The sequence below is a fragment of the Candidatus Izemoplasma sp. genome (assembly GCF_982632705.1).
Map to the genome: position 1 here is coordinate 1 of NZ_CEXEES010000004.1, position 25480 is coordinate 25480.

Sequence of the window (25480 nt, forward strand, 5' to 3'; positions counted from 1 at the left end):
GTCTCCAACACCGTCTACGGGAGTTCGATCCTCTCCGCCCCTGCCATTAAATAAAATAAAGAAGCCAAAATTGGCTTCTTTTTTATTTTAACTTTAGAATATCTGATAATGTTGATTCTCTAAACTCTACATTGAAGTGTTTGTTGAAATTTTTGATAACATTGTCTTTTACTTCTTCGATATTTGTTTCTCCGGTGAAGTCTTTCATTGAGCTTATATTGTAGTCTGTAATGCCACAAGGGTTAATTAGGTTAAAATAGTCCTTGTCTACGTTCACATTGAATGCTAGGCCATGATATACAATAAACTTCTTTGCTCTAACACCAATTGCACATACTTTAGTATCTTCAATCCATACACCAGGGAATTCTTCTTTATTATATGCTTCGATGTTATAGTCATCTAATGTTGAGATAATAACATCTTCTAACTTATGCATATATTCACTAAGTTTGAGTTTGAAATTTCTAAATCTTAAAATAGGATATGCTACTATTTGTCCTGGACCATGAAATGTTATATCTCCACCACGGTCAGATTTATATAGTTCGACACCCTTCTTTTTTAAGTATTCTTCACTAACGAGTAAGTTTTGTTCTTCTGTACGGATACCCATTGTTAAAACAGGAGTGTGTTCTAAAATAAGTAATGCCCCGTCAATTAAATTGTGATCCACTAAATCAAATAGTTTCATTTGAATTTCTAATGCTTCTTGATAGGGGATTTTTCTCTTGATTTTGATTACCTTAAAGTTCATATTATCACCGATTGTATTATAGCATATCAAAACCTTAATTCAATAGTAAGAACATAACTGAATGATACAATGTTGATTATAGGAGTGAAGTTTAAAAGCATTGTTGAAAGAAAGTAATATCTATTGGTTCTACCATAAATTTATAGGTCTCCAACATCTTCTATAGGAGTTCGTTCCTCTCTTATCGCCCCTTCTATTTAAAAGGTTGTAGGTAAGACAATTGTCTTACCTTTTTGCATGTCCTAATCTTCTTGTAAATTTAAGTAATAGAAAAACCCACATTATGAATGTGGGTTTTATTTAAATACTTAGGTTTGTTCAACTAATTGAGATTCATTGAATCGAAATCTATAATGCGAAATATAGTACAACATATTCATAGTTCCAAATACTAAACTAAAGAATGATAAGATATATACTGGGAATCGTTTAAATACCGACCCAACGTTTTTAGGTATCTCATAAATAAACCAATAGTTGGTTCCTAAGATTGAATTGATCCAGTAAACGACAACACCTAATGCTAAAACAACACCGTATATCTCTAGTAACTTTTTATAATTTACAACTCTATATCCATAAGCTTTGTAGTAATAAAGCGGTACAACAAGAATTAATACATGTAGTAAGATAAAATGATAATATCTAAAACTTAAATAAGTGTATCCTAAACTATTAGGGAATGTTAATGCCATTACACCACCTAAGACACCAAAGAAGAATGCATATTGAAATACTCTTTTAGAATTTGTGAACAATAACACTATACAAAGCATAGTTGCCATGCTACTTAAATGTAGTGGTATTGAAGTTCTTGGATAAGTCCAATTATGTATATGATAGCCAACTTCTAATACAATTAATAGTATCGCTATATATATTTTGAGTTTCTTTTCCATTGGATGCTCTTTTATCTTTTGTGCAAAAAGTAATGTTAATACAATAGCTGCTACTGCACATATAAATAATAGTAAATGATGTCCTGTAAACATCGTTGCTGCTTTGTTAAAATCTATGTCGTGACCAAAAAACTTATTAAATGACATACAACCGCCCCCTTCAAAACATAATATATTTTAACACATATTTTACTAACATTTACAATAAATGTGTTTAGTTTCATTTAACTTCTTTATCAACTTTAGTTTCTGGGTACTTTTTTTGATTGTATATATGAATATAAGAGCTCTAAACTGTATTTTTAGGTTTTCATTTGATATAATTTATATTATGTTGATAGTAATTTTATATAAGGTATCATCATTATAAATATTTAAAGGAGTGAAGTAATGGTTATATACGATAAGTATTATAAGGAAGAGAATTATTTTGGAAAAGCATACAAGCAATTGATTGAGTTCTTTGAACAATATAAGCATAAAGGAACAGTTTTAGATCTAGGTTGTGGACAAGGGAGAGACAGTATTGAGTTGGCAAAACTTGGATACACTGTAACAGGAGTCGACATTTCTAAAGTTGGAATCAATCAAATGATTGAGAAAGCAGATTCTTTATATTTAAACATTACTGGAATTGCTGCCGATATATATGAGTTTAATAAGATAGGTGAATTCGATATAGTATTATTAGATTCAATGCTTCATTTCTATAAAAACGATAAGAAAAAAGAAACTGATTTCCTTGAGGGTATCCTTTTACAAATGAATCAAGGTAGCATACTTTGCAATTTATTAATGAAATCAAAATCCAATGAGAAATACCTAAAATCAATTATCAACAATTCTCGTTTTTCATTTGATGTTCTGTTTGATGATTATGCAGAATATCCTGAAGCAAATTGTGAGTATCACATGTTTGTAATCAGGAAATCATAGATGTATAGTTTCAAAGCATATCTAAACAGTAATAAAACAAAAGAAGCCATCAAGGCTTCTTTTCTTATGTGTTATTCTTCTTTCTATTTGAAAGGTATAAAGGTAGATACATTAATAACATAAGTGCAGCTGCTAAAGAACAAAAGATTATTTGATACAACAATAAACTAGTATCAATTATTGATTGTGCTTCTGCAAGTGGTGGGTGGAATAAGAAAAGCTCATCTGAACCACCAAACTTATGGAATGCATAACCTGATATGAAGGCATATACAGCTAATAATGTCATTGATTTATATAAATCAATTTTAGTAGGTCGGTATCCTAATACAGCAACACCGTATACCGCTAACCAACCAATGCTAGCGTGCGCGCCAAAGAATGTCCAACCACTCCATCTATCAAGACCCCATAAGGTATCAAAGAATAGTATTGTTAGGAATGTACCAAATGCATAGAAGTAAATAATCTTGAATGCTTTCTCTTTTCCGAAAGCAACCGCAAATGTTAATCCATATAAAGACAATGCACAAAGCGGTAATCTAAAAATCGAACCTTTAAGCATTCTGCTTTCGAACACCTTCCATTCAAATAATATAACCAATCCAACTAATATAAATCTAAACACTTTCTCATATTTACTATTCTTAATCTTTGGTGCAAACCACCAAATTAAAACCAATGAAAATATAAAACCAAAAATAATTAAGAAATGAGTTAATCCAAACCAAGGAATAGTATTCCCAATTTCATCACTAAAAAAATTCAATATTATCATCCTCTCTTTTCATTAGGATTATATCATATTTTACTAAAATCAAAAAATGGTAATTTTATGAGAATAATCAACATAATTCATTTTAATGATATAATAAAGAACAGGAGTTGAGTTATATGAAATATAGATTTATGAATTCAAACGATATAGACATTATTCGAGATATGGAAGTTAAGATGAGAATCACAGACCCTGGTGTCTTTAAAGAGTTCAATGATTCTGATTTTACATTGAATTTTCAATCTAGAAACATCGAAGATTTAGAAAACTATGACACCATTTTGGGATTTAAAGATGGTGAGCTGATTGCGAGAATTGATCTAATGTTTGAACAAAGTTTCATGGATTTTAAGAAGGTTGGTTATGTGGACTGGGTTTATGTTATGAAACCATATAGAAGACAAGGTGTTGCAGAGCAACTTTTCAAAGAAGCAGAAAAATATTTTAGAAATCTAGATTGTGTGTTGTATTACCTATTTGTGGCAGAAAACATAGAAGCACAAGGTTTCTATAAAAAAATAGATATTGATATTAATACAATAGAAAGAGCTTCTAAACTAATTAAATAAGCACGCCAGATTAAAACGAACACTTAGATATAAAACATTATGTGCTATAATGTGATGACTTAAATTCGGAGGTATTGTTATGTATACAATAATCTATTTTAGCCCTACAGGAAATACAAAACATTTAGCAGTTAAACTATCAGAATTACTAGAAACGGAAAATGTGTTTCAGTTAGACAAAACTGATTATGATAAAATTGGAGAAAGTGAACACCTTGTCTTGATGTATCCAATTCATGGTTTTAATCCACCAAGAACCGTCAAGAGATTTATCAAATATCTACCAGAGGGCTTGTTTCAAAAAGTTAGTTTATTAGCTATTGGATGTAATGAACTTTGGTTGAATGATGCTGTGTCGTTAAAACTAAGGAAATACTTCAAGAAGATCGGAACTGAAATAGTTGTTGATGAAATTCTTGCAATGCCATTAACATTTGTAATGAAATTTCCTGAAGATGTAAAGAAAAAAACAATAGAAGAAGCTAATAATAAGATAGTAGAATTATCAAAACGAATCAAAGATAACAATGCTTCTACTAGGAAAATCAAGTTAAAATCAAAGGTAATCAATTTTATTGGGAAAGCAGAAAGCCCTGCAGCAAGATTATTTGGATTGGAACTACATGCTAGGAAAACATGTACATCGTGTGGTACATGTTGGAATAACTGTCCTGAGTTGAATATTAAACCAAATAAAAAGAACAAACCAAAGTTTGGGTTCTCTTGTTCAATGTGTATGAGATGTATCTATGATTGCCCTGAAGGATCAATCACACCATACATATCAAAGTTCTTAACAATTAAAGGTGGATATCATCTCGAGGACGAAGAAGGTACCTAGAAATCTTCAATATTCTATATAGAAAAATAAAAAACAAAGGATGATTATAAAATGAGAATTCTATTTCTAGGCGATAGTATAACAGAAGGTGTTCCAGGTGTTTCCTATGTAGATATCATTAAAGAAGAATATCAAAACTGGGATATAGTTAATAGAGGTAAAGGTGGAGACACTGCGCGCAGTTTATATAAACGAATTTTAAAGATGAATGATTTGGAACAGTTTGATAAAATTTTTCTCTTTGTTGGGGTAAACGATGTCTTTGGTAGAATATCAATCCCGTATAAAATAATTAAAGTGATTACTAGGCAAAAATCAGCAAAAACAATTCAACTATTTGAAAGACACTATGAGACATTAATTCAGAAACTTCTAGAAGTAAATAATGATATCGTTGTCATACCACCTTTACTAATAGGTGAAGACTATAATAATCGATGGAACAAGGAAGTAAAAAGTTTAGTGGATATAGTAGGCAAATATGTGAGGCAATACAGTATTTGTTATCTTGATTTATATAATGAGTTTAGGTCTTATATTACTAAGAAATCACCTTCAGACTATTTACCAATGAAAGTGTCAGAGTTATTGAAGGATGTTAAAAGTTTAACTTCAACTGAAATGATTGATTCAAAAAGCAAACAAAGAAAATTGCATCTTACTTTGGACGGTGTACACATAAATAGCAAGGGTGCTAGTATGATTAGCAAGATGATAATAGAGTATATCAATAGGAATAATACGTAGTAAAAAAATAAAGAAGCCAATTAGGCTTCTTTTTCTTTATTTTTATCTTTTCCTACGGCGTCTAAACTCATTTCTTCTTTCTTATAGATCTTAATGAAGTTAGGAGTGTGTTTTGCAAATGATATTATACTAAATGCTGTAACTAGTAATACAGATATATAGTGATAATCAAGTAGTAGGAATATGATTGGGTAAGAGACTATTACAAACAATGTTGCAAGTGCCATGAATTTTGTTCTAAACAGTATGATAGTGAATAGAACTGCCATTCCTAGACTTATAAGTGGAACAATAGCTAAAACCATACCACCAAATGTAGCGGTTCCTTTTCCACCTTTAAACTTCATGTGGAATGGATGCATATGCCCTAAGATTGCACTACAACCAGCTACAAACCAAAATATGTCATTATCATGAAATAAAATCCTTGCGATTATTACTGGTAAAGCCCCTTTGAAAATATCAAGAAAACCAACAATAATTGCATACTTCATTCCAAGCGTTATCGCAATATTGGATGTACCTGGATTTTTTGAATTAACTTTTGAAATATCTATATTTTTAACCCGTTTAGCAGTTATTTTAGCGGGATTAATGGTTCCTATTAAGTATGATACAAGAAATGTAATGAAATAATACATAATATTCCTCCTTTGTATTTATACTAATTATACAAGATAAGGATTTTAATAAAAGAAAAAAGGAGAAATATTCTCCTTTTCTAAAATCGTTTAGTTACAAAGTAACCTTCAACATCTATATTACCTTCTTTGAACGTAATTGTTGTAGGAGACATTGTGTATTTTAACTTGTCCCAAAGATGAATTGCTTCATACTTGTCTTCACTAGACCAAGCTCTAATTTGTTTTACGCCAATTGATTTGAAATGGTTCTCTGTCATTTGTATTAATTTAGTTGCAATGCCTTGGTTTCTATAGTCTGTATGAACTTCAATAACGCTTATGAATGCTTCTTCATCATCTGATAATGGAGGAGTTAGGTCTTTTATATAAGTTGATATAAATCCTATGATCTCATCATCTATTGTTGCAATGAGTGAATAAGCTTTTGGGCCTATCTTCACATGACTAGCTAGTTTTTCATTATACTGTTCTTGGATTCTGACAATGTGAAATCTTTTTGCTTCAATAAATTTTGGACCTTGCATTATATTCTTAATCGCAGTTATTGGAGACTCCTCTTTAATTTTAATGTTTAAGATTATTTTTAGAATTGATATACCTAAAGAAAAATATGTTGTTACTACTAACAATGATAGCAACTCATTTTCAAAGTCAAAACTACCTCCGTAAGTGAAGAGACCAAGCGCTGATAGCAGAAGAAAGATTAGAAATGTTCTAATATAGAACAGCAGCATTAAATGGCTGTATCTCTTATTAACTATTTTTATTACAAAATCAACAACAATCAAGAATGGATACAAAATCGTAAGTGTAAGAATTAACTCGCTACCACCAAAGAAATCATTTGCTGCTGAATATGACAAGAATAGTACAAGGACAATGTTTGCTATCTTGAAGAAGTCGAATAACTTGTATAGCATAATACGATACGCATAATAGAAAACCACAAATAATATAATCAAGTTCATCAGAATACCGAGCATACTATCATAGGTCGTATTAGCATTACAATAACTTAAGAATTCCCAACCACACCCTCTAAGTGCCAATACTAAATAATCAAATACTGCAAATACAGGTAAGATTACCCATAGTTCTTTTGGTATTAGTTTTCGTGTAATTAATATATAGTTAAATCCCAAAATAATAAGAAGTAAGATATATACATTTACTATATTTTGGATTTCTAAACTATATTGGAAAGTGTAAATAAAAACAATTACATTACCAAGAAGACCAAACAGTAGATAATTGATTTCTTGTCTTGAAGGAACATGTAGTCTATTTGTTTTAATTTGCATTGATACGATACCAGTAATCACAAGAACAACAAAAATGTTCACCAATGAAGATGTGACATGTTGGTAATCAATGTTTGGCCAATAAATATTTACAACACCTAAAATAAAAGGTGGATAAACAAAGAACATGTAGCTGAATACATAATAAATACGACTTCTCTTAATCATTTTAAATCCCCCCTAAATAACGATTTCACCCATATTATAACACACATCAATGTGATATAATATAGGACAAAGGGGTGTTACAATGAAAAGAATACTAACACTAATATTATTATTGTCACTTACATTATTGATGTCAGGCTGTGAAGAAAAGAAAGAACCAGAACCACAAGAACCAGTTTTTTTGTTTGAACCAGATCCACAAACGGGAAACCATTTTTATGAGCTAGATGTTACATTACATCCTGAAGATAGAAAGGCAAGTGTAAAAGGACAAATTATTTACTATAATGAAATACCTGATTTGGATGAACTATATGTTAATTTTTATCCAAAGGCAATAGATTTTGCCACTCGACAAAACACATTTGATTTAAATGAGTTCACAGTTGATGGTGTGGATTATTTGGATAGTGCCACATGGACTGGTCCGGATGAAACAGCACTTCATATTGATTTAGAAGAAACATATCAAAATGATGATATGTTTATAATCACATTCGATTATGATTTTACATATTGGCAATGGGACAGAATTTTTGCTTCTCAAGATGAAGATTACTTTGTTACAATGTTCTTTTATCCACATGTAGCGATGTTTGATGAGTCTGGATGGAACATAGAACGTTACACATTTAGTGGAGAAACATATTATAACGAAGTAGGAGACTATGACGTTACATTACACATCCCAAGTGAATTTATTGTGGCTTCGGGTGGAGACTTGCAATATAGTTACGAATGGGAAGGTATTACTAATTACAGATACTATATGGAAGATGCTAGAGATTATAGCTTTAGTGCATCTACACTATATTCAGTTTATACAAAAGAAATCAATGGAAAGAATTTTGAAATCTACTCCATAGAAGAATTATCAAATGGACAACTAATGCAATCTTGGTCTTACCTAGAAAATAGTTTTAATTCATTTGAAGCTGGAGTCGGAGAGTATTACTTTGATAACTTTGTATTGGAATATGGATTAATATATGGGATGGAAAGTACTGGGATAGTATATTGTGATATTGATATAAGTGAGGAAACAGTTGTTCATGAAGTTGCGCATATGTGGTTCTTTAGTATGATAGGGAATGATCAATATGATTTTTCATTCTTAGATGAATCAATGACAACGTATATAACCGCAATGTATTTTAGAGATTTGTACCCGATAGATGGATATGACGGATATTTAGACTCTAGAGATTCAACAGCTTCAAGGTTTGACTATAGATTTTCTCAGTTAGAGGGAACGAGCTTACTTCAAGGAGTGGATGAATTCAGCGGAGAATATGGTTACATTATTTATTACCATGGTCCAACTATTGTTAGATCATATGTTGATCAATTTCTAGGTGGAGATGTAGATCAGTTTCTTGAAATTCTACAAACATATTATGATACTTATGCAAAAGAAATTGCAACGCTAGATAATTTCTTAGATTTACTTGAAACCGAAAGTGGTGTTGAGCAAACAAAAGAGTGGTTTTTGTTGCAGTTAAATGGGATGCAAGATTTAACAAACCAACCCTAAATAAAGAAGCGAGTTTTCGCTTCTTTTTCTATATTATGTTTTATTCATATGATACAATATAACCGAAACCATTATAGGAGGATTTTATATGTCTAATTATATGTATGTTGAAGGTAAAAAGATAAAAGATAAAGATGGAAATGATATCTTATTAAGAGGTGTTGGCCTTGGAGGTTGGATGTTGCCTGAGGGGTATATGTGGGGAAGCCACGGATACTATAACAGACCTAGAAGGTTCGAGGAACTAGTATCATACTACTTGGATACTGAAGCATCAAGTTGGTGGAACACATACTATAAAACTTGGATTAGTGATCAAGACTTTAACTTAATCAAAGAACACGGATACAATAGTGTTCGTTTACCAATGAACTATCGGTTGTTAATGAATGAGAATGATAGTGATGAAACAGTTACTCTAAATGAGTATGGTTTTAATATGATTGATTACACAATCGAGCAATGTGAAAAAAATGGACTATATTTAATTTTAGATTTACATGGAGCACCAGGAGGACAAACAGGAGCAAACATTGATGACTCGAAAGATGATTATCCACATCTGTTTGAAGAGGAAAAATATCAAATACAATTCATTACACTTTGGGAAGAAATCGCTAGAAGATATAGAGATAATGAAACGATTTGTATGTACGATCTAATCAATGAACCAATTCCTGAAAAATTTAAACACTTAAATGATTTACTAGAACCACTTCATGAAAAAACAATCAATGCTATAAGAGCAATTGATACTAACCACATTATCTGTATAGAAGGAAATAACTGGGCTAGCCAGTTCGAAACTATTACTAAGAAACTAGACGAGAACATGGTTCTACATTTTCATAAATATTGGAACCCACCATCAATAGAACAAATCCAACGTTTTCTTGATAAAAGAGAAGAGTTTGATTTACCGTTGTTTATGGGTGAAGGTGGAGAAAACGATTTATACTGGTATAGTTCAAACTTCAAGATGTATGAACAATTAGATATCTCATGGAACTTCTGGGCATACAAAAAAAGAGAAAACCACAATTCAATAATCAGTTTTGATTTACCTAAAAACTGGAGAAACATATTTGATAAAGAAAATAGAATTCCAAAAGAACAAGGAAGAGAACTACTATATAGTTTTCTAGAAAACATTAAGTTTGAGAATTGCAAAGTAAATAACGATGTTACTAATTCATTATTCTACAAGGATGAATTTTTCACATCTGGTGGTATATATGATTATCTAGGCAGAGGAAAGAGTTTTATGCTTTCTGAAGAGTTTGAGTCATCTACAATTAGAAAAGGGGACAAAACACATATATGTAATGCTGATGGAAATGAGTTCAAAGGTGTGTGGGGTTGTCATAATAAAGAACAACAAGAACTAGAGTTGTTCCCATATGTAAAAGGAAACCCTGGTGATATATACAAATACTCTTTTAAAATCACTAAAAATCACAAAGAAACAAAAACAATAACAATCACACACAAAGATTTAGATGCTGATTTTTATATTAACGGTGAAATAATAGAGGTTGAGAATGCAGATGGGATATATACATTAGAGTTTAAAGGTAGAAAAGGTTTAAACAGACTAACAATAGAACCTGTAAATAATGGGGTTATAAAAATAATAACTTTCAAATAAAAAGAAGCGATTGCTTCTTTTTTTGATATAATAAATTTGGGTGATAACATGAGACTATTAACATTGAATCTACATTGTTTTGCAGAAGACAATATTGAAGACAATCAAGAGAGAATCGTTGAATTCATAATTGAGAACAAAATAGACGTTTGTCTATTTCAAGAAGTGGCACAACATTTTGAAAATGAAGTAGTGATAAACAGAATAAAAAAGGATAATTATGTACTCACCTTACAGGAAAAGCTAGTTTCAAAAGGAGAAACATATTATATATACTATGATTACTCTAAAAGAGGGTATGGTGTATATGACGAAGGACTAGCTATATTATCAAGAACACCCTTTACCAGTTCAAGTAGTTATCATGTTTCTAAGAAAGTGGACTACAATGATTGGCATACTAGAATGAATGTTTCATGTGAAACATTGATTCAAAATCAGTTATATTCATTCACATCAGTTCACCTTGGATGGACCGAAGGTGAAGAAGTGTTTGAGGATCAACTTGCTAGAACAATGAATCAACTAAACAATGATAAGATAAATATAGTCGCTGGTGATTTCAATGTATTTGAAGGTAGTAATGAGTATGAGTACATCACTAGCTTGGGATTGATTGATTTATACTTCAGTGGTGACATTAAGTATTTTCATGATATAACACATAAAGCATATATCGATGTAAAAAAAGAAGCAAAGCGAATTGATTACTTTTTCTCAAACAAACAGTTTGTTATAATCGACAGACGAATTGTATTTCAAGATAACCCTGTCAGTGATCATTTTGGAGTATACATTGAATTAGAGGTGAAAAAATGAAATCTATAAAGAAACTAGAATTGCGATATAGTGACACAGATCAAATGGGTGTGATTTACCACGCCAACTATTTCAGTTTTTTTGAACAAGGAAGAACTCAGTTCTTAAGAGATGTAGGATACGAGTATTACAAATTTGAAGAGAACGGGATAATCTACCCTGTAAGAGATGTTTCATGCACTTACTTAAAGAGTATACGTTTTGGTGAAGATGTCTTCTTAGAAACTAAAATTCATAAGTTCTCGAAAGTTAAAACAACGTACTATCATGAAATCAAGAATAGTGACGGAGAATTGAAATGCACTGCATATACAAGTGTTGTATGCGTGGATAAGGAAACGTTTTTACCTGTGAGAATGAGTGATAGGATTCCTGAAGTGTATGAAGCGTATGTAAAGGTACTTAAAAAGGACGAATAATCGTCCTTTTTTTTATTCTGCGGCTGGTACAACACTACCTTCATACTCAGTCTCAATCCAATTTTGGATTTCTTCACTTTGTAATGCTTCTATTAGAGCTTGAATAAATGGGTCATCCAAGTCAGCTGTATTGCAAACAAGTATGTTTACATATAGACTTGCACTACCCTCTAAAGCAAGTGCATCTGTTAAAGGATTTAGTCCATTATCAAGAGCATAGTTTCCATTGATTAAAACTGCATCTCCAGATTCGTTATTATAGTTCAGGAATAACAAACTTGAATCAACTTCAATAAAAGTTATGTTTCTAGTCGATGTAAATAGAGTTGGAAGATTAGAAACACTAGAGTTAGTTATATCCTCACTTGTTACATTACTGTTTATTTCAATGATTCCATTTTCTTCTAATACTCCAAACAAACGTGGGCGATCAGTGGGACTGTTTGAGATTATTAGTTCTAAATCTGTGGGTAAAGATTCAAGTGTTGAGTATTCTTTGGAATATAAACCAATAGGCTCAACATGTACACCACCAGCACTTACAAAGTCATAGTTGTACTCACCGATTTGAGCATTAAGGTATGGGACATGCTGGAAGAAGTTTGCAATGATTTCACCTGAATCCAAAGCTTGATTCGGTAATACATAATCAGTGAACTCAATGATTTCAAATCCAAATCCTTGTTCTTCTAGTATTGGTTGGACTTGTCTTAATATCTCAGCGTGAGGTATAGGTGTTGCACCTACTTTGTATTTCGCTTCATCTTTTTTGCACCCTGTTAATGCGAATGCTAATAGTACTGTACTTAATATAATTAATGATTTTTTCATTTATTTTCTCCTATGTTTTCTGTATTTTTTTAATTAAAATGTCACTGGATAGCTGAATGAATAATATGATACCTACGATCAATAGTGTAGCTAAAATGGTGACATCAATTTGATTTCTAGTGAAACCATATAAGTATGCTAAGTTACCAAGACCACCAGCACCTATCGCTCCAGCGATTGATGTGTAACCAACGATCATTATTGAAGTAACCGTTATACCTCTGATTATTCCAATTAGACTTTCTGGAATAATTATCTTAGTTATTATTTTTATATTACTTGCTCCGAATGCCTTACCTGTTTCGATAAGATGGGTTCCCTTTTCATTTAGTGTTAGTTCAACTAACCTTGCATAATATGGAGTAGCTCCAATGATAAGGGCCGGTAATGCTGCCTTTGCACCAAGAATAGTACCAACAAGTATTTTTGTAAATGGGACTAATAGTACGATGAGTATTAAGAAAGGAATACTTCTAAGTATATTAGTTGATACACTTGTTATCTGATAAATACTCTTGTTTGGATTCAGTCCTTTTTTACCTGTTGTAAAAAGTACTAGACCAAGTGTTAAACCAAATAGAAAAACAAATAGTGTTGATATAAACGACATGTATATCGTTTCATTGAATGCATTTGTAAAAGCTTCGATATCGATATTATCAAACATGTCTTACCTCAACTCCCCTCTTTTGCAGTTCCTTGATTGTTGATTGTTTTGTACTTTGGTTACTGTTTATCTCTATAAGCATTATCCCCTTTTTGTTGGGAGTTATATTTGCGTATAGAATATTTATGTTCGCATTATTCATTTTGATTACATTACTAATCACAGACTGATCTATGATCTCTTTGTTGAAAAGTAATACATACATATTTTCTTTATTTTCCTGGATTGATGTAAACTGATTTATGTTAAGACCGATGGTTCCAAGTAACCCACTAGTAATATGAGATTGAGGATTAAAAATGATATTGTCTATATCGTTTGATTCTACAATTAGACCAGCGTCCATAACTGTGACATCATCACAAATTTCTTTGATCACATTCATATCATGTGTTACAAGAATTACTGTGAGCTGTAATTTTTCCTTGATCTCTTTGATTAAAACTAGAACCGTTTTAATAGTCTGAGTATCTAGAGCGCTTGTCGGTTCATCGCATAGTAGTATTTCCGGCTTTGACACCAAAGCTCTCGCAATTCCAACTCTTTGTTTTTGTCCACCACTCAGTTCAGATGGATAGCTTTTCTCATAACCATTCAAACCTACTAGGTTTATCAAGTTGCTAATGTGTTTATTCTCCTCTTGGTTCAATGACTTGTGAAGAGTGATAGGTAAAGCGATGTTATCATAGACATTCTTTTGTTCTAATAAATTAAAGTTCTGGAATATCATTGATACTCTCTTTCTGTACATTCGTGTTGATTCCTTATTTATCTTTCTTAAGTCCTTGTAATCAAATACACTTATAGAACCTGAATCCTGAACTTCCAACTGATTTATAACTCGGATTAATGTGCTTTTACCCGCACCACTTGGTCCTATTATTCCATGTATTGTGTTTGGCTTAATGGTTAGTGAAATATCTTTTAGTGCTTTAAATTCACCTTGTTTTGTTTTAAATGTTTTTGAGATATTTGTTAAAGTAATCATAATTTCCTCCAATAAAAAAACGACTTTTCAATGAAAGTCGTCTTTATTTAGATATAAAAAAAGTCTTCTCATTGATAGGCTTTCGCCCCTTGATAAAAGCACCTAATTTAATAGGTTGCTGTCACTTCAACGGTTATCTGACCTCAGTGACTCTTAATGATTGTATCCCTTGCCACAACTATATTTCAATTTTAAAAATATGTCAAACTGAAAGTGTTTTCATACTTAGCTATAACATATATGTTATAATTTATTTGGGTGATTATATGAACAAACGATACTCTAGGAAAATGAATACATCTGTTTCAGAAATAGGATTTGGATCATGGCAACTTGGTTCCAAAGGAGATAACTGGAGTTCTATGAGTGAAGAAGACGGTATAGAGCTAGTTAGAGAAGCTGTAAAAAAAGGAGTTACATTTTTTGATACAGCACCAGGATACAGTTCTGGGAATAGTGAACTAATACTAGGTAAAGCTTTAAAAGGTTTAAGAGAAAATGTCTATTTAAACACCAAGATTGGACACGGTCCAAACGGTGAATATGAGTTTACAAAAAAGGGAATCAGCACTTCAATAAATAGATCATTAACCAAACTTCAAACCTCATATCTAGACTCAGTGATATTGCACAATCCAGATATGTCCATATTAAGAGGTGAAAGTACCCTTTTTGATATACTAAGTGAGTATAAAGAAAAAGGTATCATTCGGGGGTTTGGTGTATCAATAGACTCCTTACACGAACTTCAAACTGTACTGGATAACATTGATGTTGATGTTATAGAAATCATGTTTAATATTATTCACCAGGAACCTCGATATTTATTTGACAAGATTAAAGAAAAAGGTATTCTTCTAATTGCAAAAATCCCATTTGATTCAGGGTGGCTAACAGGTAGATTCAATAAGAATTCGACTTTTAATGGAATACGATCACGCTGGAGTTCAGAAGTTAAAGAGACAAGAAGTGAAATTATTGATATAATTTCAAAAGAAATTGGCAGTAAAAATATGATAAATGATGCTTTGGGATATATCCTTTGCTATGATGCGATATCTACAATCATCCCTGGTACAAGAACAATAAAACACTTAGAAGGTAGTATTGAAGCGAGTAAAGTTGAATTTCAGATTTCCAAGAAAACACAACTTGAAAATCTTTATGAATCCTTTATCAAAGATAAAGATACACCTTGGTAGGATTCAAGGGCACTTTACTACTGTGAAGCACTAAAACAGTAAAGCGCTAAACAAAGCCATGATTGGCTTTTTTTATTACTTACTTTAAAGTATAATATAATCATAATATTTAAGAGGTGATTTTATGATTATATTAGATGGAAAGAGTTTAGATTTAGATACGTTCATGAGAGTTGCAAGATTCAAAGAAGAAGTATCAATATCTGAAGACAGCAAAGTACTAGTACATACTGCTAGAAAATTTGTGGAAGAAGTTGTAGAAAAAGAACAACCAGTATATGGAATTAATACTGGATTCGGTAAGTTAAGTGATGTTTCTGTAAGTAAGGCGGATGTATCCAAATTACAAGAAAACCTATTAATGTCTCATGCTTGTGGTGTTGGATCACCTTTTAGTGATGAAATAGTTAGAGGGATGATGGTTCTAAGAATCAATGCACTTATTAAAGGATACAGTGGTATCCGTATGGTAACACTTAATAAAATGGTTGAGATGTTAAATAAAGACATAAATCCTGTTGTGTTTGAAAAAGGTAGTTTAGGTGCATCTGGTGACTTAGCACCTTTATCACATATGTGTTTGCCTATCATTGGAAAAGGTGAAGTGTATTACCAAGGGAAAAGAATGAGTACTATTGATGCTTTTATCAAAGCTGAAGTTTTACCACTTGAAGGTTTAAAAGCAAAAGAAGGATTAAGTTTAATTAATGGTACCCAAGCAATGACAAGTGTAGGGGCTATCACATTGTATGATGCTTTGCACTTAATAAAGTTAAGTAATATCTCACTAGGTATGACAATGGAAAGCTTAAGAGGAATTGTTGATGCTTTTGATCATAGAGTTCATGAGGTACGAGGACAAATCGGACAGCAAATCATTGCTAAACAAGTTTTAGAAGTATTAAAAGGAAGTAAAAATACAACTCATCAAGGTGAACTACACGTTCAAGATGCGTATAGTATTAGATGTGCACCTCAAGTTCATGGTGCTAGTTTAGATGCGATGATGTTTGCTAAAGAAAAAGTTGAAATTGAAATGAATGCAGTAACTGATAATCCAATTATATTTACTGAAGATGGTATGGCGATAAGTGCTGGAAACTTCCACGGACAACCGCTAGCTTTGGTATTTGATTATTTAGGTATTGCTATAGCTGAACTAGCTAATATATCTGAAAGAAGATTAGAACGTTTAGTAAACCCTCACCTAAGTGATGGATTACCTGCCTTTTTAGTAAATAAACCAGGTATCAATAGCGGGTTTATGATTGTGCAATATAGCGCAGCATCTTTGGTAAGTGAGAATAAAATACTTGCTCACCCTGCTTCTGTCGATAGTATTCCAAGTAGTGCAAATCAAGAAGATCATGTATCAATGGGTACTATTGGAGCAAGAAAAGCAAAAGAGATTTTAAAGAATACAAAACAAGTTATCGCCATGGAGTTATTGGCTGGTTGTCAAGCTATGGATCTAAGAGGAGATAACGGACTTGGAGAATTAACAAAAAAAGCCTATACTAAAATTAGAGAATACGTTGCATTTATTGATGAAGATCAAATCATGTATCCCTCTATTCATACAGTAAATGATTTAATTGAATCAGATGAACTGTATGAGTATATCTTTGAAGGAGGAAAATAGGATGGAAATTAATTTAGGTAATATATATCAAGAACTACCTGATTACCCTACTTTTCAAGAAGGAATTAGAAGGGCACCTAAAAGAGAATTCGTACTAACACAAGATGAAACAGAATTAGCACTTAAAAATGCTTTAAGATATGTACCAAAAGAGTGGCATGATACACTTGCCCCTGAGTTTTTAGATGAGTTATTAACAAAAGGTAGAATCTACGGTTATCGTTTTAGACCTACCTATAAGATAAAAGGGTTACCTATTGATCAATACCAAGGAATGACACTAGAAGGAAAGGCATTCCAAGTAATGATTGATAATAACTTAGATTTTGATATTGCCTTATACCCATATGAATTAGTAACATACGGTGAAACAGGAAGAGTATTACAAAACTGGATGCAGTATCATGTTGTAAAAGAATATTTAAAAGAAATGAATGATGAACAAACATTGGTTCTTATGAGTGGACACCCACTTGGATTGTTTAAATCAACAAAAACATCACCTCGTGTCATCCTAACAAATGGACTAATGATCGGGCAGTTTAATGATTCTGACAATTGGAATAGAGCTGCACAATTAGGAGTTGCCAGTTATGGACAAATGACAGCTGGAGGATGGATGTATATCGGTCCTCAAGGAATTGTTCATGGAACATATAGCACTTTATTAAACGCAGGAAGATCAAAACTAGGAATTCCAGAAAACGAAGATTTAGCTGGAAAACTATTCATTACTAGTGGACTTGGTGGAATGAGTGGAGCACAAGGTAAAGCTGTTGAAATTAGTGGTGGGGTTGGTATCATCGCAGAAGTAGACTTATCAAGAATCGAAACAAGACATTCACAAGGATGGGTTTCGTTTGTAGCATACACTCCTGAAGAAGCATTCAATAAAGCTGAAGAGTCTATGAAAAACAAAAAGGCAATCGCAATTGCCTATCATGGTAATGTTGTTGAACTTCTTGAATATGCAGTTAAAGAACACAAACATATAGATTTATTAAGTGATCAAACAAGCTGCCACGCAGTTTACGAGGGTGGTTATTGTCCAGTTGGTATCTCGTTTGAGGAGCGTACGAATTTACTTAATACTGATAAAGAAGTTTTTAAGAAACTGGTAGACGAAGGATTGAAAAGACACTATTACGCAATCAAAGAGATTTCTAATAGAGGAACATACTTCTTCGATTATGGAAACAGTTTTATGAAATCAATATACGATGCTGGTGTTATCGAAATATGTAAAAACGGTTCAAATGATTTAGATGGATTTATCTGGCCTTCTTATGTAGAAGACATTATGGGACCTATCTTATTTGATTATGGTTATGGACCATTCAGATGGGTATGTCTAGGTGGAACAGATGAAGATTTAGAGAAGACAGATAATGCAGCTATGAGCTGCATTGATAAAGACAGAAGATTCCAAGATTTAGATAACTACAACTGGATTAAAGATGCAAAGAAAAACAAACTTGTTGTAGGTACAAAAGCTAGAATACTATACCAAGATGCATACGGTAGATTAAAAATAGCGTTGAAATTCAACGATATGGTTAGAAACAATATTGTACAACCAATTATGCTTGGTAGAGATCATCACGACACCGGAGGTACAGATTCTCCATTTAGAGAAACAGCGAACATCAAAGATGGTTCAAACGTAATGGCAGAAATGGCAACGCACGTTGCTCTTGGTAACGCATCAAGAGGAATGAGCTTAGTAGCACTTCACAATGGTGGAGGAGTTGGAATATCTAAATCAATCAATGGTGGATATGGAATGGTATTAGATGGCTCAGAACGTGTAGATGAGATATTGAAATCTGCTATGTTATTTGATGTTATGGGTGGAGTAAGTAGACGTGCTTGGGCAACAAACGAACATGCAATTGAAACGTCAGAAGAATACAATAAACAAGACAACAATTCACATATTACAATCCCTCATCTAACAGATGAAGATTACATAAAAGAATTAGTTAATAAATCATACAAAAAAGGCGGATTATAATGAAAATAGTACAATGTGTCCCTAACTTCAGTGAGGGTAGAGATTTAGAGAAAATTGAACGAATCGTAGAAGTACTTAAAAACAAAGAAGGATTTAATCTTATAAGTTATGAACCAGATGGCGACTACAATAGAACAGTAGTAACGTTATTAGGAGATCCAAATAAAATCATTGAAGCTGTAGTAGAATTTACTGGAGTTGTAGAAAAAGAAATCGATATGAACAACCAATCTGGAGAACATCCAAGAATGGGCGCTGTTGACGTAATTCCATTTATTCCAATAAGTGATGTGACTATGGAAGAATGTGTAGAATACGCAAATACAATAGCTAAGAAAATAAACGAAGCATACAACATCCCTATTTTCATGTACGCAGAAGCAGCTAATGAAAAGAAAAGAGTAAAACTACCTACAATCCGAAAAGGTGAGTTTGAAGGAATGAAAGAAAAAATTCAAGATCCTAAATGGGCACCTGATTATGGACAACCAGAAATTCATCCGACATTTGGAGTTATCGGAGTTGGAGCTCGTATCCCTTTAATAGCTTATAACATTGATTTAGCAACAGATGATACAAAACTAGCAAACAATATCGCAAAAGCAATTCGCTTCAGTAGTGGTGGATTTAGACATGTACAAGCAGGGCCTGTATTTTTAGATACAAGGGGACATGCGCAAGTAACGATGAATATTCTTGATTATAAGAAAAACCCTATCTATAGAATATTAGAGACTGTTAAAATGGAAGCAAAGCGTTATAATATAGAAGTACCAAGTTGTGAATTAGTAGGATTAATGCCAAAAGGAACTATCATCAACAGTTTAAAATACTACTATGCAGTAGAAGGTAAAGAATGGATCAAAGGTCTTTCTTTAGAAGAATTAACAAAAGAAGCGATAAAATACATGGGATTCAGAGATTTTGATGTTCTGAAAATCATTGAGGCTAACATTTAATTCGGAGGTGCTTTATGAATAATACAATCATCTATAACATTGGAAATCTATATTCACCAGTAGGTGAATTCAAAAGAGGGAAAGATATGAATAATATCTTTCATCTTACGAATGCATTTATAGTAATAGAAGCCAACAAAATAGTGTGCATAGGTACAGATAAGTTCGATAAATACAAAAAATCAAACACATTACTTTTCAACGCTGATGGAAAAACAGTAGTTCCTGGATTTATTGATTCACATACACATCTTGTGTTTGGTGGATCTAGAGAACATGAATTCTCAAAAAAAATCCAAGGAGTTCCCTACTTAGATATACTAAAATCAGGTGGAGGTATTTTGAGCTCAGTTGAGATGACTAGAGCTTCTTCATTCGAAGAACTATATGACAAATCATTCACGTCATTACGTGAACTTGGTTCATATGGAGTTACTACGATTGAAGCAAAAAGTGGATATGGATTAAACAAAGAAACAGAATTAAAGCAATTAGATGTGGTAGACAAACTGAATACAGACACACCATTCACAGTTATTCCAACATATTTAGGTGCACATGCAGTTCCAAAAGATATCGACAAGGAAGTATACATAAAATCACTATTATCAGATATGGACGATATAGCTAAAACTGGTAAGGCAAAGTTTGTGGATATCTTCTGTGAGGATAGTGTATTTAATGTTGAGGATTCAAAACGTATTCTTTCATATGCGAAACATCTTGGACTAGAGATAAAAATCCATGCAGATGAAATAGTTAGCTTAGGTGGTGCAGGTCTTGCAGTGGATCTCGAAGCAAAAAGTGCGGATCATCTTATGGCAATTAGCGATGAGGATATTACAAAAATAAGTAATAGTAACACTGTAGCAAATCTATTACCTAGCACTTCGTTTTACTTAAACAAAGCATATGCTCCAGCTAGAAAGTTGATTGACAGCAATGCTATAGTATCATTAAGTAGTGATTTTAACCCAGGTTCAAGTCCAAGTGAGAACTTCATGTTTATGGCTCAACTAGGTTGTATTAAACTTAGAATGACTCCACAAGAAGTACTAACAGCAACAACAATAAATGCTGCATATAATCTTGGGTTGCAAAAGGAAATCGGATCATTAGAAATCGGAAAGAATGCAGATATCGTAATAATGGACGCACCAAATTTAGAATATATTTATTATCATTACGGTATTAAACATACAGAACACATTTTCAAGAACGGTATATTAATTTATTCAAACAAACAATACATCTAAGGAGATATTATGTTAAAACAACTAACAGTAGAAAACTTTGTTAATGAAGTAGACTCTAAAAGTCCAGCACCTGGTGGTGGAAGTGTAAGTGCACTTGCATCAAGTCTTGGATTCGGATTAACAAGAATGGTAGGACATCTAAGTAGTGGTAAGAAAAAATTTAGAGCATTGGATCAAGAAATTCAAGATAAGTTCAATGCTATTATCGAGGAATTCTTATCAATGAAAACAGAAATGATAGAATTGATTGATAAAGATACAGATGCATTTAATCTGATAATGGCTGCTTTTAAGTTGCCAAAAGAAACAGATGATGAAAAATCATTAAGAGGACAAAAAATTGAAGAAGGTACTCTTGAAGCAATAAAAGTTCCGTTTAGAGTTGCAGAGCTTAGTCTAAAAGGGTTAAAGCACCTTGATTTTGTTTTACAATACGGAAACAAAAACACCTTAAGTGACTTAGGTGTAAGTGCACTTATGTTACAAGCTGGGTTAGAGGGAGCAATTCTTAACGTTAAGATTAATATCCCTGGAATCAGCAATAAAGAAACAAGAGAATACTATATATCAAACTCTGAATCTATATTAAATGAAGGTTCAACTTTGAGAAATGAAGTATTAAAAACGGTACATGGTAAATTATAAAAAACTCCTTTTGGAGTTTTTTTTGTTGTTTCCTTTCAAATAGCGTATCAATTTAGTAAAATAGATACATGAGGTGATATTATGAACCCAATTGAAACATTTCTCAAAGACGATTCATACATAGGTATTGTAATTGTTCTGGACGTGGATCTAAATATTCTGCAGTCTAATAAAAATTTTTCAGACTTAATTGGTTATTCTGATCTAGAGTTAAGTAAAATCAAGTTTGTTGATTTAATACTTCCGGCAGATAAATCGATATTTTATGATGTGTTATATGATAGTCTGATCACTCAAGATATAACGATTAAGCTATACACAAAAACTGGTGCATTCAGATTCTTTTCAATTGTAGTTCAGACTTTTGGTGACTGTTTCTTAATTTTAGGAAATTCGATAAAAAAAGATTTCATTGGTTATGACTATCATTCTGAGTTGGATAACTTGCACAATACTTATCTGATTGATATTGAAGCTGATAATATAAGTGAATTAATTGGTTTTGAAAGTGAAGCATTTAAGGTTATATTGGACTCTTTACCTCTTGATGTATGGGTAAAGAATAAGTATGGGAAATATGTGTATGTGAACAAAACATTTTCAAAACATACAGGACATGATAATCACTACATTAAGGGAAAAAATGATTTTGAGTTGTTTGAACCTCAAATAGCAAAAGAATTTGAGACATCAGACAACACTGCGATTGAGTCTAAAGAGCAGTTGAACTATGTTTTTGAGTCTAAAAGTGATAAATTATTGACATGGACAGAAGTTACAAAGATACCTGTTTTTAACAAACATAAAATGTATATCGGGATAATTGGATACAGTAAAGATATTTCCGATCATAAAAAGCTAGAAACCATACATAAAATAGACAAACAAAAGTATAAGAAATTATCTCAGCAATTAAGTGATTTAGTGTTTGAGGTAGACAGTAAGGGTAATGTTCTCTACGTATCAGGAGAGTTAGAGAATGAACTCGACATAGATGTTAATCAGGAAAATGCAGCAAAACTTTTTATCCAGAAACAAAAAAATCCTCATCTTGACGAGAAGATTCAAATTGCCTTGAAAGGAATAGAAGTAGAATTTGAAATTGATGTAAATGGAGCCAAAGTGGCTATTAATCTGTACCCTATTAAAGATATAAAAGGAGACACAACAATACTAGGTTTCGGAAAGAAAGTTGGTGGAGGAAATGTCTAAACTACATTCACTCTTCGACACTTTCAGTGAGATTGTTGGGAGTCACTTCGCAGTCTTTGATGATATTGGGAAGTTAATTTATGTTTCAGATATAGAAGATGACATTATAAAGAAGATGAAGATGAGACTTGATAGTGACATTGAAGTAGAATATGAGAGAAACAAAATGCTACGTATCAAGCCTTTCATTTTTGAAAATAAAAAGTATAGACTATTCTCATGTCAGAATGTTGAGGACCAAGTAAGATTTGATGATCCATTCTTGAATAGAGTAGCATTTATGTTTGATGATGTTCCGTATTCAATTGGAATAACTAGAAATGGAACGATAATTTATAGAAATAAATACACTGCTGATTTACTAGGTGTTAGTTATGAAAAGAAAGATACTAATCCTTTGTTTGGTACAGTAATTGAAGCAGATAGAGAAAAATTGGCCAAGGCAGTAGAAGAGAGTGTACATTCTCCACAAGATATTTATGTAACATTTAATACAGGACAACAAATATATATAACAATTAGTTCAAGCGAATTTCAGTTTCAAGGAAATACGTATCTGATAATATCTGTAACTGATTTAACAGAAATGAAGCGGAATGAAGAAAAAGCAATTACAGAAAAGGAATACCTTGATAGAACACTCGAATCTATAAGTGAAGGAATAATAATACTTGATTTTCAAAACAAGATAACATTGTTCAACTCAGTTGCTTCCTCACTGCTTTCAAAATCAAAGATACAAGTTCTATATAAGAACATAGATGATGTTCTTGTCTTTACCGACAGCACATTTCAAAAGATAGACTTAACAAATAAAGAGGATTCAACAATTGAAGGATATTCCCTAGCAGATGATGGGCTAATGAGAAACTTGAAATTGAGTATTTCAAATATTACTAGTGTAAATAATCAAGTACTTGGAAGAGTACTAGTACTTACTGATTTATCAGAATCCAAAAGAAGAGAAGAAGAAATTTTATATTTGAGTTATCACGATGTATTAACTGGAGCTTACAATAGAACATTCTTTGAAGAAGAAATCAGAAGATTAGACACGTCTAGAAGTCTTCCGCTATCAATAATAATGGGAGATTTAAATGGATTAAAACTTACCAATGACATTTTCGGACATCATGCTGGAGATGAATTGTTGAGAAGATCGGCCGAGATTCTAAAACAAGCCACTAGATCAGAAGACATTCTTGCAAGGTGGGGAGGGGATGAGTTCATCATACTTCTTCCAAAAACAAACGAGGAATCTGTTAGAGTAATCATGGATAGAATTAGTAGAAAATTTGGTACTGAACTTTCATTATCAAAACGAGGATTCTCACCTAGTATTTCTCTTGGTTACAGTGTCAAAGTGAAAGAAGATGAGGAAATCAACGAATTGATTTCTATCGCTGAAAAGAACATGTATAAACGTAAAATGCTGTCAAAAGGTAGTGTTTATAGCGGAGCTATTACTTCAATGAAAACTGTTTTATTTGAAAAAAGTAATGAAACAGAAGAACATACAAATCGGCTATATAAAATGGCAAAGATAGTCGCTCAGAAATTCAACATCTCAAATGAAGAACATAGCGATTTAGAATTGCTATGCATGTTACATGATATTGGAAAAATTGGGATTGATGATTCTATTTTGAAGAAAACAGGTCCTCTTACGGACATAGAATGGATTGAAATGAGAAGACATTCAGAGGTTGGATTTAGAATTGCTCAGGCAATTCCAGAGTTAAAGGCTGTAGCATTGCTTATTTTGTATCATCATGAAAAATTTGATGGGACAGGATACCCACAAAAGTTATCTGGATATGATATTCCATTATTAAGCAGAATTATAAGTGTTGTAGATGCATATGATGCTATGACAAATGATAGAACATATAGAAAAGCATTGTCAGAAGAAGACGCAATTATAGAATTAAAAGCAAATTCTGGGACACAGTTTGATCCTGATGTTGTAAATGTATTTCTGGATACCATAAAATAAAAAAGGCT

General features: G+C 32.2%; 24 protein-coding genes. 16 read left to right on the forward strand and 8 right to left on the reverse strand.

Annotated elements, in window-relative coordinates; genetic code table 11:
* Positions 1 to 82 precede the first annotated feature (82 nt).
* Positions 83 to 757 carry a lipoyl(octanoyl) transferase LipB gene (gene lipB, locus AC2LE6_RS00970; protein WP_484477364.1) on the reverse strand — a complete coding sequence of 225 codons (675 nt, stop codon included), beginning with the start codon at positions 755 to 757 and terminating at the stop codon, positions 83 to 85.
* A 308-nt stretch (positions 758 to 1065) separates the two neighbouring features.
* Positions 1066 to 1803 (reverse strand): TMEM164-related integral membrane acyltransferase, encoded by a 738-nt coding sequence (locus tag AC2LE6_RS00975; protein WP_484477365.1) that lies wholly within the window; start codon positions 1801 to 1803, stop codon positions 1066 to 1068.
* A 243-nt stretch (positions 1804 to 2046) separates the two neighbouring features.
* On the opposite strand from AC2LE6_RS00975, the gene AC2LE6_RS00980 reads away from it, so the two are divergent.
* On the forward strand, positions 2047 to 2592 hold the full coding sequence (locus AC2LE6_RS00980; protein WP_484477366.1) for a class I SAM-dependent methyltransferase: 546 nt from the start codon (positions 2047 to 2049) through the stop codon (positions 2590 to 2592).
* 64 nt (positions 2593 to 2656) lie between these two features.
* On the opposite strand, the gene AC2LE6_RS00985 is transcribed toward AC2LE6_RS00980, so the two are convergent.
* Positions 2657 to 3361, reverse strand: a complete 705-nt coding sequence (locus AC2LE6_RS00985; RefSeq protein ID WP_484477367.1) for a TMEM164 family acyltransferase — start codon at positions 3359 to 3361, stop codon at positions 2657 to 2659.
* 125 nt (positions 3362 to 3486) lie between these two features.
* On the opposite strand from AC2LE6_RS00985, the gene AC2LE6_RS00990 reads away from it, so the two are divergent.
* The 3 genes from AC2LE6_RS00990 to AC2LE6_RS01000 all read left to right on the forward strand — a co-directional run bounded on the left by AC2LE6_RS00990 (position 3487) and on the right by AC2LE6_RS01000 (position 5527).
* Positions 3487 to 3939: a GNAT family N-acetyltransferase gene (locus tag AC2LE6_RS00990; protein WP_484477368.1), complete on the forward strand. Its 453-nt coding sequence runs from the start codon at positions 3487 to 3489 to the stop codon at positions 3937 to 3939.
* Between the two features lie 79 nt (positions 3940 to 4018).
* The gene (locus AC2LE6_RS00995) at positions 4019 to 4780 is read left to right on the forward strand and encodes an EFR1 family ferrodoxin (protein WP_484477369.1); all 762 of its coding nucleotides are present in this window, start codon (positions 4019 to 4021) and stop codon (positions 4778 to 4780) included.
* A gap of 51 nt (positions 4781 to 4831) precedes the next feature.
* Positions 4832 to 5527 carry an SGNH/GDSL hydrolase family protein gene (locus AC2LE6_RS01000; protein WP_484477370.1) on the forward strand — a complete coding sequence of 232 codons (696 nt, stop codon included), beginning with the start codon at positions 4832 to 4834 and terminating at the stop codon, positions 5525 to 5527.
* 20 nt (positions 5528 to 5547) lie between these two features.
* Here the strand turns inward: AC2LE6_RS01000 and AC2LE6_RS01005 are convergent, their stop codons facing one another.
* Together AC2LE6_RS01005 and AC2LE6_RS01010 are read right to left on the reverse strand one after the other, a co-directional pair.
* Complete coding sequence (locus AC2LE6_RS01005) at positions 5548 to 6168, reverse strand: glycerol-3-phosphate acyltransferase (protein WP_484477371.1); 621 nt, start codon at positions 6166 to 6168, stop codon at positions 5548 to 5550.
* 80 nt (positions 6169 to 6248) lie between these two features.
* Entirely contained in the window at positions 6249 to 7640 is a 1392-nt protein-coding gene (locus tag AC2LE6_RS01010) for a GNAT family N-acetyltransferase (RefSeq protein ID WP_484477372.1), read from the reverse strand.
* 82 nt (positions 7641 to 7722) lie between these two features.
* On the opposite strand from AC2LE6_RS01010, the gene AC2LE6_RS01015 reads away from it, so the two are divergent.
* The 4 genes from AC2LE6_RS01015 (at position 7723) to AC2LE6_RS01030 (ending at position 12060) form a co-directional block, all read left to right on the forward strand.
* Positions 7723 to 9174, forward strand: coding sequence for a M1 family aminopeptidase (locus AC2LE6_RS01015; RefSeq protein ID WP_484477373.1), 1452 nt, complete (start codon positions 7723 to 7725; stop codon positions 9172 to 9174).
* 88 nt (positions 9175 to 9262) lie between these two features.
* Complete coding sequence (locus AC2LE6_RS01020; protein ID WP_484477374.1) at positions 9263 to 10822, forward strand: glycoside hydrolase family 5 protein; 1560 nt, start codon at positions 9263 to 9265, stop codon at positions 10820 to 10822.
* Positions 10823 to 10870: 48 nt separating this feature from the next.
* The gene (locus AC2LE6_RS01025) at positions 10871 to 11641 is read left to right on the forward strand and encodes an endonuclease/exonuclease/phosphatase family protein (protein WP_484477375.1); all 771 of its coding nucleotides are present in this window, start codon (positions 10871 to 10873) and stop codon (positions 11639 to 11641) included.
* Positions 11638 to 12060: an acyl-CoA thioesterase gene (locus AC2LE6_RS01030; protein ID WP_484477376.1), complete on the forward strand. Its 423-nt coding sequence runs from the start codon at positions 11638 to 11640 to the stop codon at positions 12058 to 12060. The genes AC2LE6_RS01025 and AC2LE6_RS01030 overlap by 4 nt, the downstream gene beginning before the upstream one ends.
* Positions 12061 to 12072: 12 nt before the next feature.
* On the opposite strand, the gene AC2LE6_RS01035 is transcribed toward AC2LE6_RS01030, so the two are convergent.
* Genes AC2LE6_RS01035 through AC2LE6_RS01045 form a run of 3 tightly spaced genes read right to left on the reverse strand, consistent with a single transcriptional unit; the run spans position 12073 to position 14546 of the window.
* Positions 12073 to 12891 (reverse strand): MetQ/NlpA family ABC transporter substrate-binding protein, encoded by an 819-nt coding sequence (locus tag AC2LE6_RS01035; protein ID WP_484477377.1) that lies wholly within the window; start codon positions 12889 to 12891, stop codon positions 12073 to 12075.
* Positions 12892 to 12901: 10 nt separating this feature from the next.
* Positions 12902 to 13558 (reverse strand): methionine ABC transporter permease, encoded by a 657-nt coding sequence (locus AC2LE6_RS01040; RefSeq protein ID WP_484477378.1) that lies wholly within the window; start codon positions 13556 to 13558, stop codon positions 12902 to 12904.
* Positions 13551 to 14546 (reverse strand): methionine ABC transporter ATP-binding protein, encoded by a 996-nt coding sequence (locus AC2LE6_RS01045; protein WP_484477379.1) that lies wholly within the window; start codon positions 14544 to 14546, stop codon positions 13551 to 13553. Before AC2LE6_RS01045 ends, AC2LE6_RS01040 begins: the two co-directional genes overlap by 8 nt.
* A gap of 266 nt (positions 14547 to 14812) precedes the next feature.
* On the opposite strand from AC2LE6_RS01045, the gene AC2LE6_RS01050 reads away from it, so the two are divergent.
* From AC2LE6_RS01050 to AC2LE6_RS01085, 8 genes are all read left to right on the forward strand, one after another.
* The gene (locus tag AC2LE6_RS01050; RefSeq protein WP_484477380.1) at positions 14813 to 15748 is read left to right on the forward strand and encodes an aldo/keto reductase; all 936 of its coding nucleotides are present in this window, start codon (positions 14813 to 14815) and stop codon (positions 15746 to 15748) included.
* A gap of 124 nt (positions 15749 to 15872) precedes the next feature.
* Positions 15873 to 17390: a histidine ammonia-lyase gene (hutH, locus tag AC2LE6_RS01055; RefSeq protein WP_484477381.1), complete on the forward strand. Its 1518-nt coding sequence runs from the start codon at positions 15873 to 15875 to the stop codon at positions 17388 to 17390.
* Between the two features lies 1 nt (position 17391).
* On the forward strand, positions 17392 to 19404 hold the full coding sequence (locus AC2LE6_RS01060) for a urocanate hydratase (protein ID WP_484477382.1): 2013 nt from the start codon (positions 17392 to 17394) through the stop codon (positions 19402 to 19404).
* Positions 19401 to 20363: a glutamate formimidoyltransferase gene (gene ftcD / locus AC2LE6_RS01065; RefSeq protein WP_484477414.1), complete on the forward strand. Its 963-nt coding sequence runs from the start codon at positions 19401 to 19403 to the stop codon at positions 20361 to 20363. The genes AC2LE6_RS01060 and ftcD overlap by 4 nt, the downstream gene beginning before the upstream one ends.
* Positions 20364 to 20377: 14 nt before the next feature.
* Complete coding sequence (hutI, locus tag AC2LE6_RS01070; RefSeq protein ID WP_484477383.1) at positions 20378 to 21619, forward strand: imidazolonepropionase; 1242 nt, start codon at positions 20378 to 20380, stop codon at positions 21617 to 21619.
* A 9-nt stretch (positions 21620 to 21628) separates the two neighbouring features.
* The gene (locus tag AC2LE6_RS01075) at positions 21629 to 22264 is read left to right on the forward strand and encodes a cyclodeaminase/cyclohydrolase family protein (RefSeq protein WP_484477384.1); all 636 of its coding nucleotides are present in this window, start codon (positions 21629 to 21631) and stop codon (positions 22262 to 22264) included.
* 81 nt (positions 22265 to 22345) lie between these two features.
* Positions 22346 to 23476 (forward strand): PAS domain S-box protein, encoded by a 1131-nt coding sequence (locus AC2LE6_RS01080; protein WP_484477385.1) that lies wholly within the window; start codon positions 22346 to 22348, stop codon positions 23474 to 23476.
* Positions 23469 to 25472, forward strand: a complete 2004-nt coding sequence (locus AC2LE6_RS01085; RefSeq protein WP_484477386.1) for an HD-GYP domain-containing protein — start codon at positions 23469 to 23471, stop codon at positions 25470 to 25472. Before AC2LE6_RS01080 ends, AC2LE6_RS01085 begins: the two co-directional genes overlap by 8 nt.
* The last annotated feature ends 8 nt before the right edge of the window (positions 25473 to 25480 follow it).

Excerpts from the sequence above, each read along its gene's own strand:
- lipB (WP_484477364.1), bottom strand. The coding sequence starts at position 757 with ATGAACTTTAAGGTAATCAAAATCAAGAGAAAAATCCCCTATCAAGAA.
- AC2LE6_RS00975 (WP_484477365.1), bottom strand. The coding sequence starts at position 1,803 with ATGTCATTTAATAAGTTTTTTGGTCACGACATAGATTTTAACAAAGCA.
- AC2LE6_RS00980 (WP_484477366.1), top strand. The coding sequence starts at position 2,047 with ATGGTTATATACGATAAGTATTATAAGGAAGAGAATTATTTTGGAAAA.
- AC2LE6_RS00990 (WP_484477368.1), top strand. The coding sequence starts at position 3,487 with ATGAAATATAGATTTATGAATTCAAACGATATAGACATTATTCGAGAT.
- AC2LE6_RS00995 (WP_484477369.1), top strand. The coding sequence starts at position 4,019 with ATGTATACAATAATCTATTTTAGCCCTACAGGAAATACAAAACATTTA.
- AC2LE6_RS01000 (WP_484477370.1), top strand. The coding sequence starts at position 4,832 with ATGAGAATTCTATTTCTAGGCGATAGTATAACAGAAGGTGTTCCAGGT.
- AC2LE6_RS01005 (WP_484477371.1), bottom strand. The coding sequence starts at position 6,168 with ATGTATTATTTCATTACATTTCTTGTATCATACTTAATAGGAACCATT.
- AC2LE6_RS01010 (WP_484477372.1), bottom strand. The coding sequence starts at position 7,640 with ATGATTAAGAGAAGTCGTATTTATTATGTATTCAGCTACATGTTCTTT.
- AC2LE6_RS01015 (WP_484477373.1), top strand. The coding sequence starts at position 7,723 with ATGAAAAGAATACTAACACTAATATTATTATTGTCACTTACATTATTG.
- AC2LE6_RS01020 (WP_484477374.1), top strand. The coding sequence starts at position 9,263 with ATGTCTAATTATATGTATGTTGAAGGTAAAAAGATAAAAGATAAAGAT.
- AC2LE6_RS01025 (WP_484477375.1), top strand. The coding sequence starts at position 10,871 with ATGAGACTATTAACATTGAATCTACATTGTTTTGCAGAAGACAATATT.
- AC2LE6_RS01030 (WP_484477376.1), top strand. The coding sequence starts at position 11,638 with ATGAAATCTATAAAGAAACTAGAATTGCGATATAGTGACACAGATCAA.
- AC2LE6_RS01035 (WP_484477377.1), bottom strand. The coding sequence starts at position 12,891 with ATGAAAAAATCATTAATTATATTAAGTACAGTACTATTAGCATTCGCA.
- AC2LE6_RS01040 (WP_484477378.1), bottom strand. The coding sequence starts at position 13,558 with ATGTTTGATAATATCGATATCGAAGCTTTTACAAATGCATTCAATGAA.
- AC2LE6_RS01045 (WP_484477379.1), bottom strand. The coding sequence starts at position 14,546 with ATGATTACTTTAACAAATATCTCAAAAACATTTAAAACAAAACAAGGT.
- AC2LE6_RS01050 (WP_484477380.1), top strand. The coding sequence starts at position 14,813 with ATGAACAAACGATACTCTAGGAAAATGAATACATCTGTTTCAGAAATA.
- hutH (WP_484477381.1), top strand. The coding sequence starts at position 15,873 with ATGATTATATTAGATGGAAAGAGTTTAGATTTAGATACGTTCATGAGA.
- AC2LE6_RS01060 (WP_484477382.1), top strand. The coding sequence starts at position 17,392 with ATGGAAATTAATTTAGGTAATATATATCAAGAACTACCTGATTACCCT.
- hutI (WP_484477383.1), top strand. The coding sequence starts at position 20,378 with ATGAATAATACAATCATCTATAACATTGGAAATCTATATTCACCAGTA.
- AC2LE6_RS01075 (WP_484477384.1), top strand. The coding sequence starts at position 21,629 with ATGTTAAAACAACTAACAGTAGAAAACTTTGTTAATGAAGTAGACTCT.
- AC2LE6_RS01080 (WP_484477385.1), top strand. The coding sequence starts at position 22,346 with ATGAACCCAATTGAAACATTTCTCAAAGACGATTCATACATAGGTATT.
- AC2LE6_RS01085 (WP_484477386.1), top strand. The coding sequence starts at position 23,469 with ATGTCTAAACTACATTCACTCTTCGACACTTTCAGTGAGATTGTTGGG.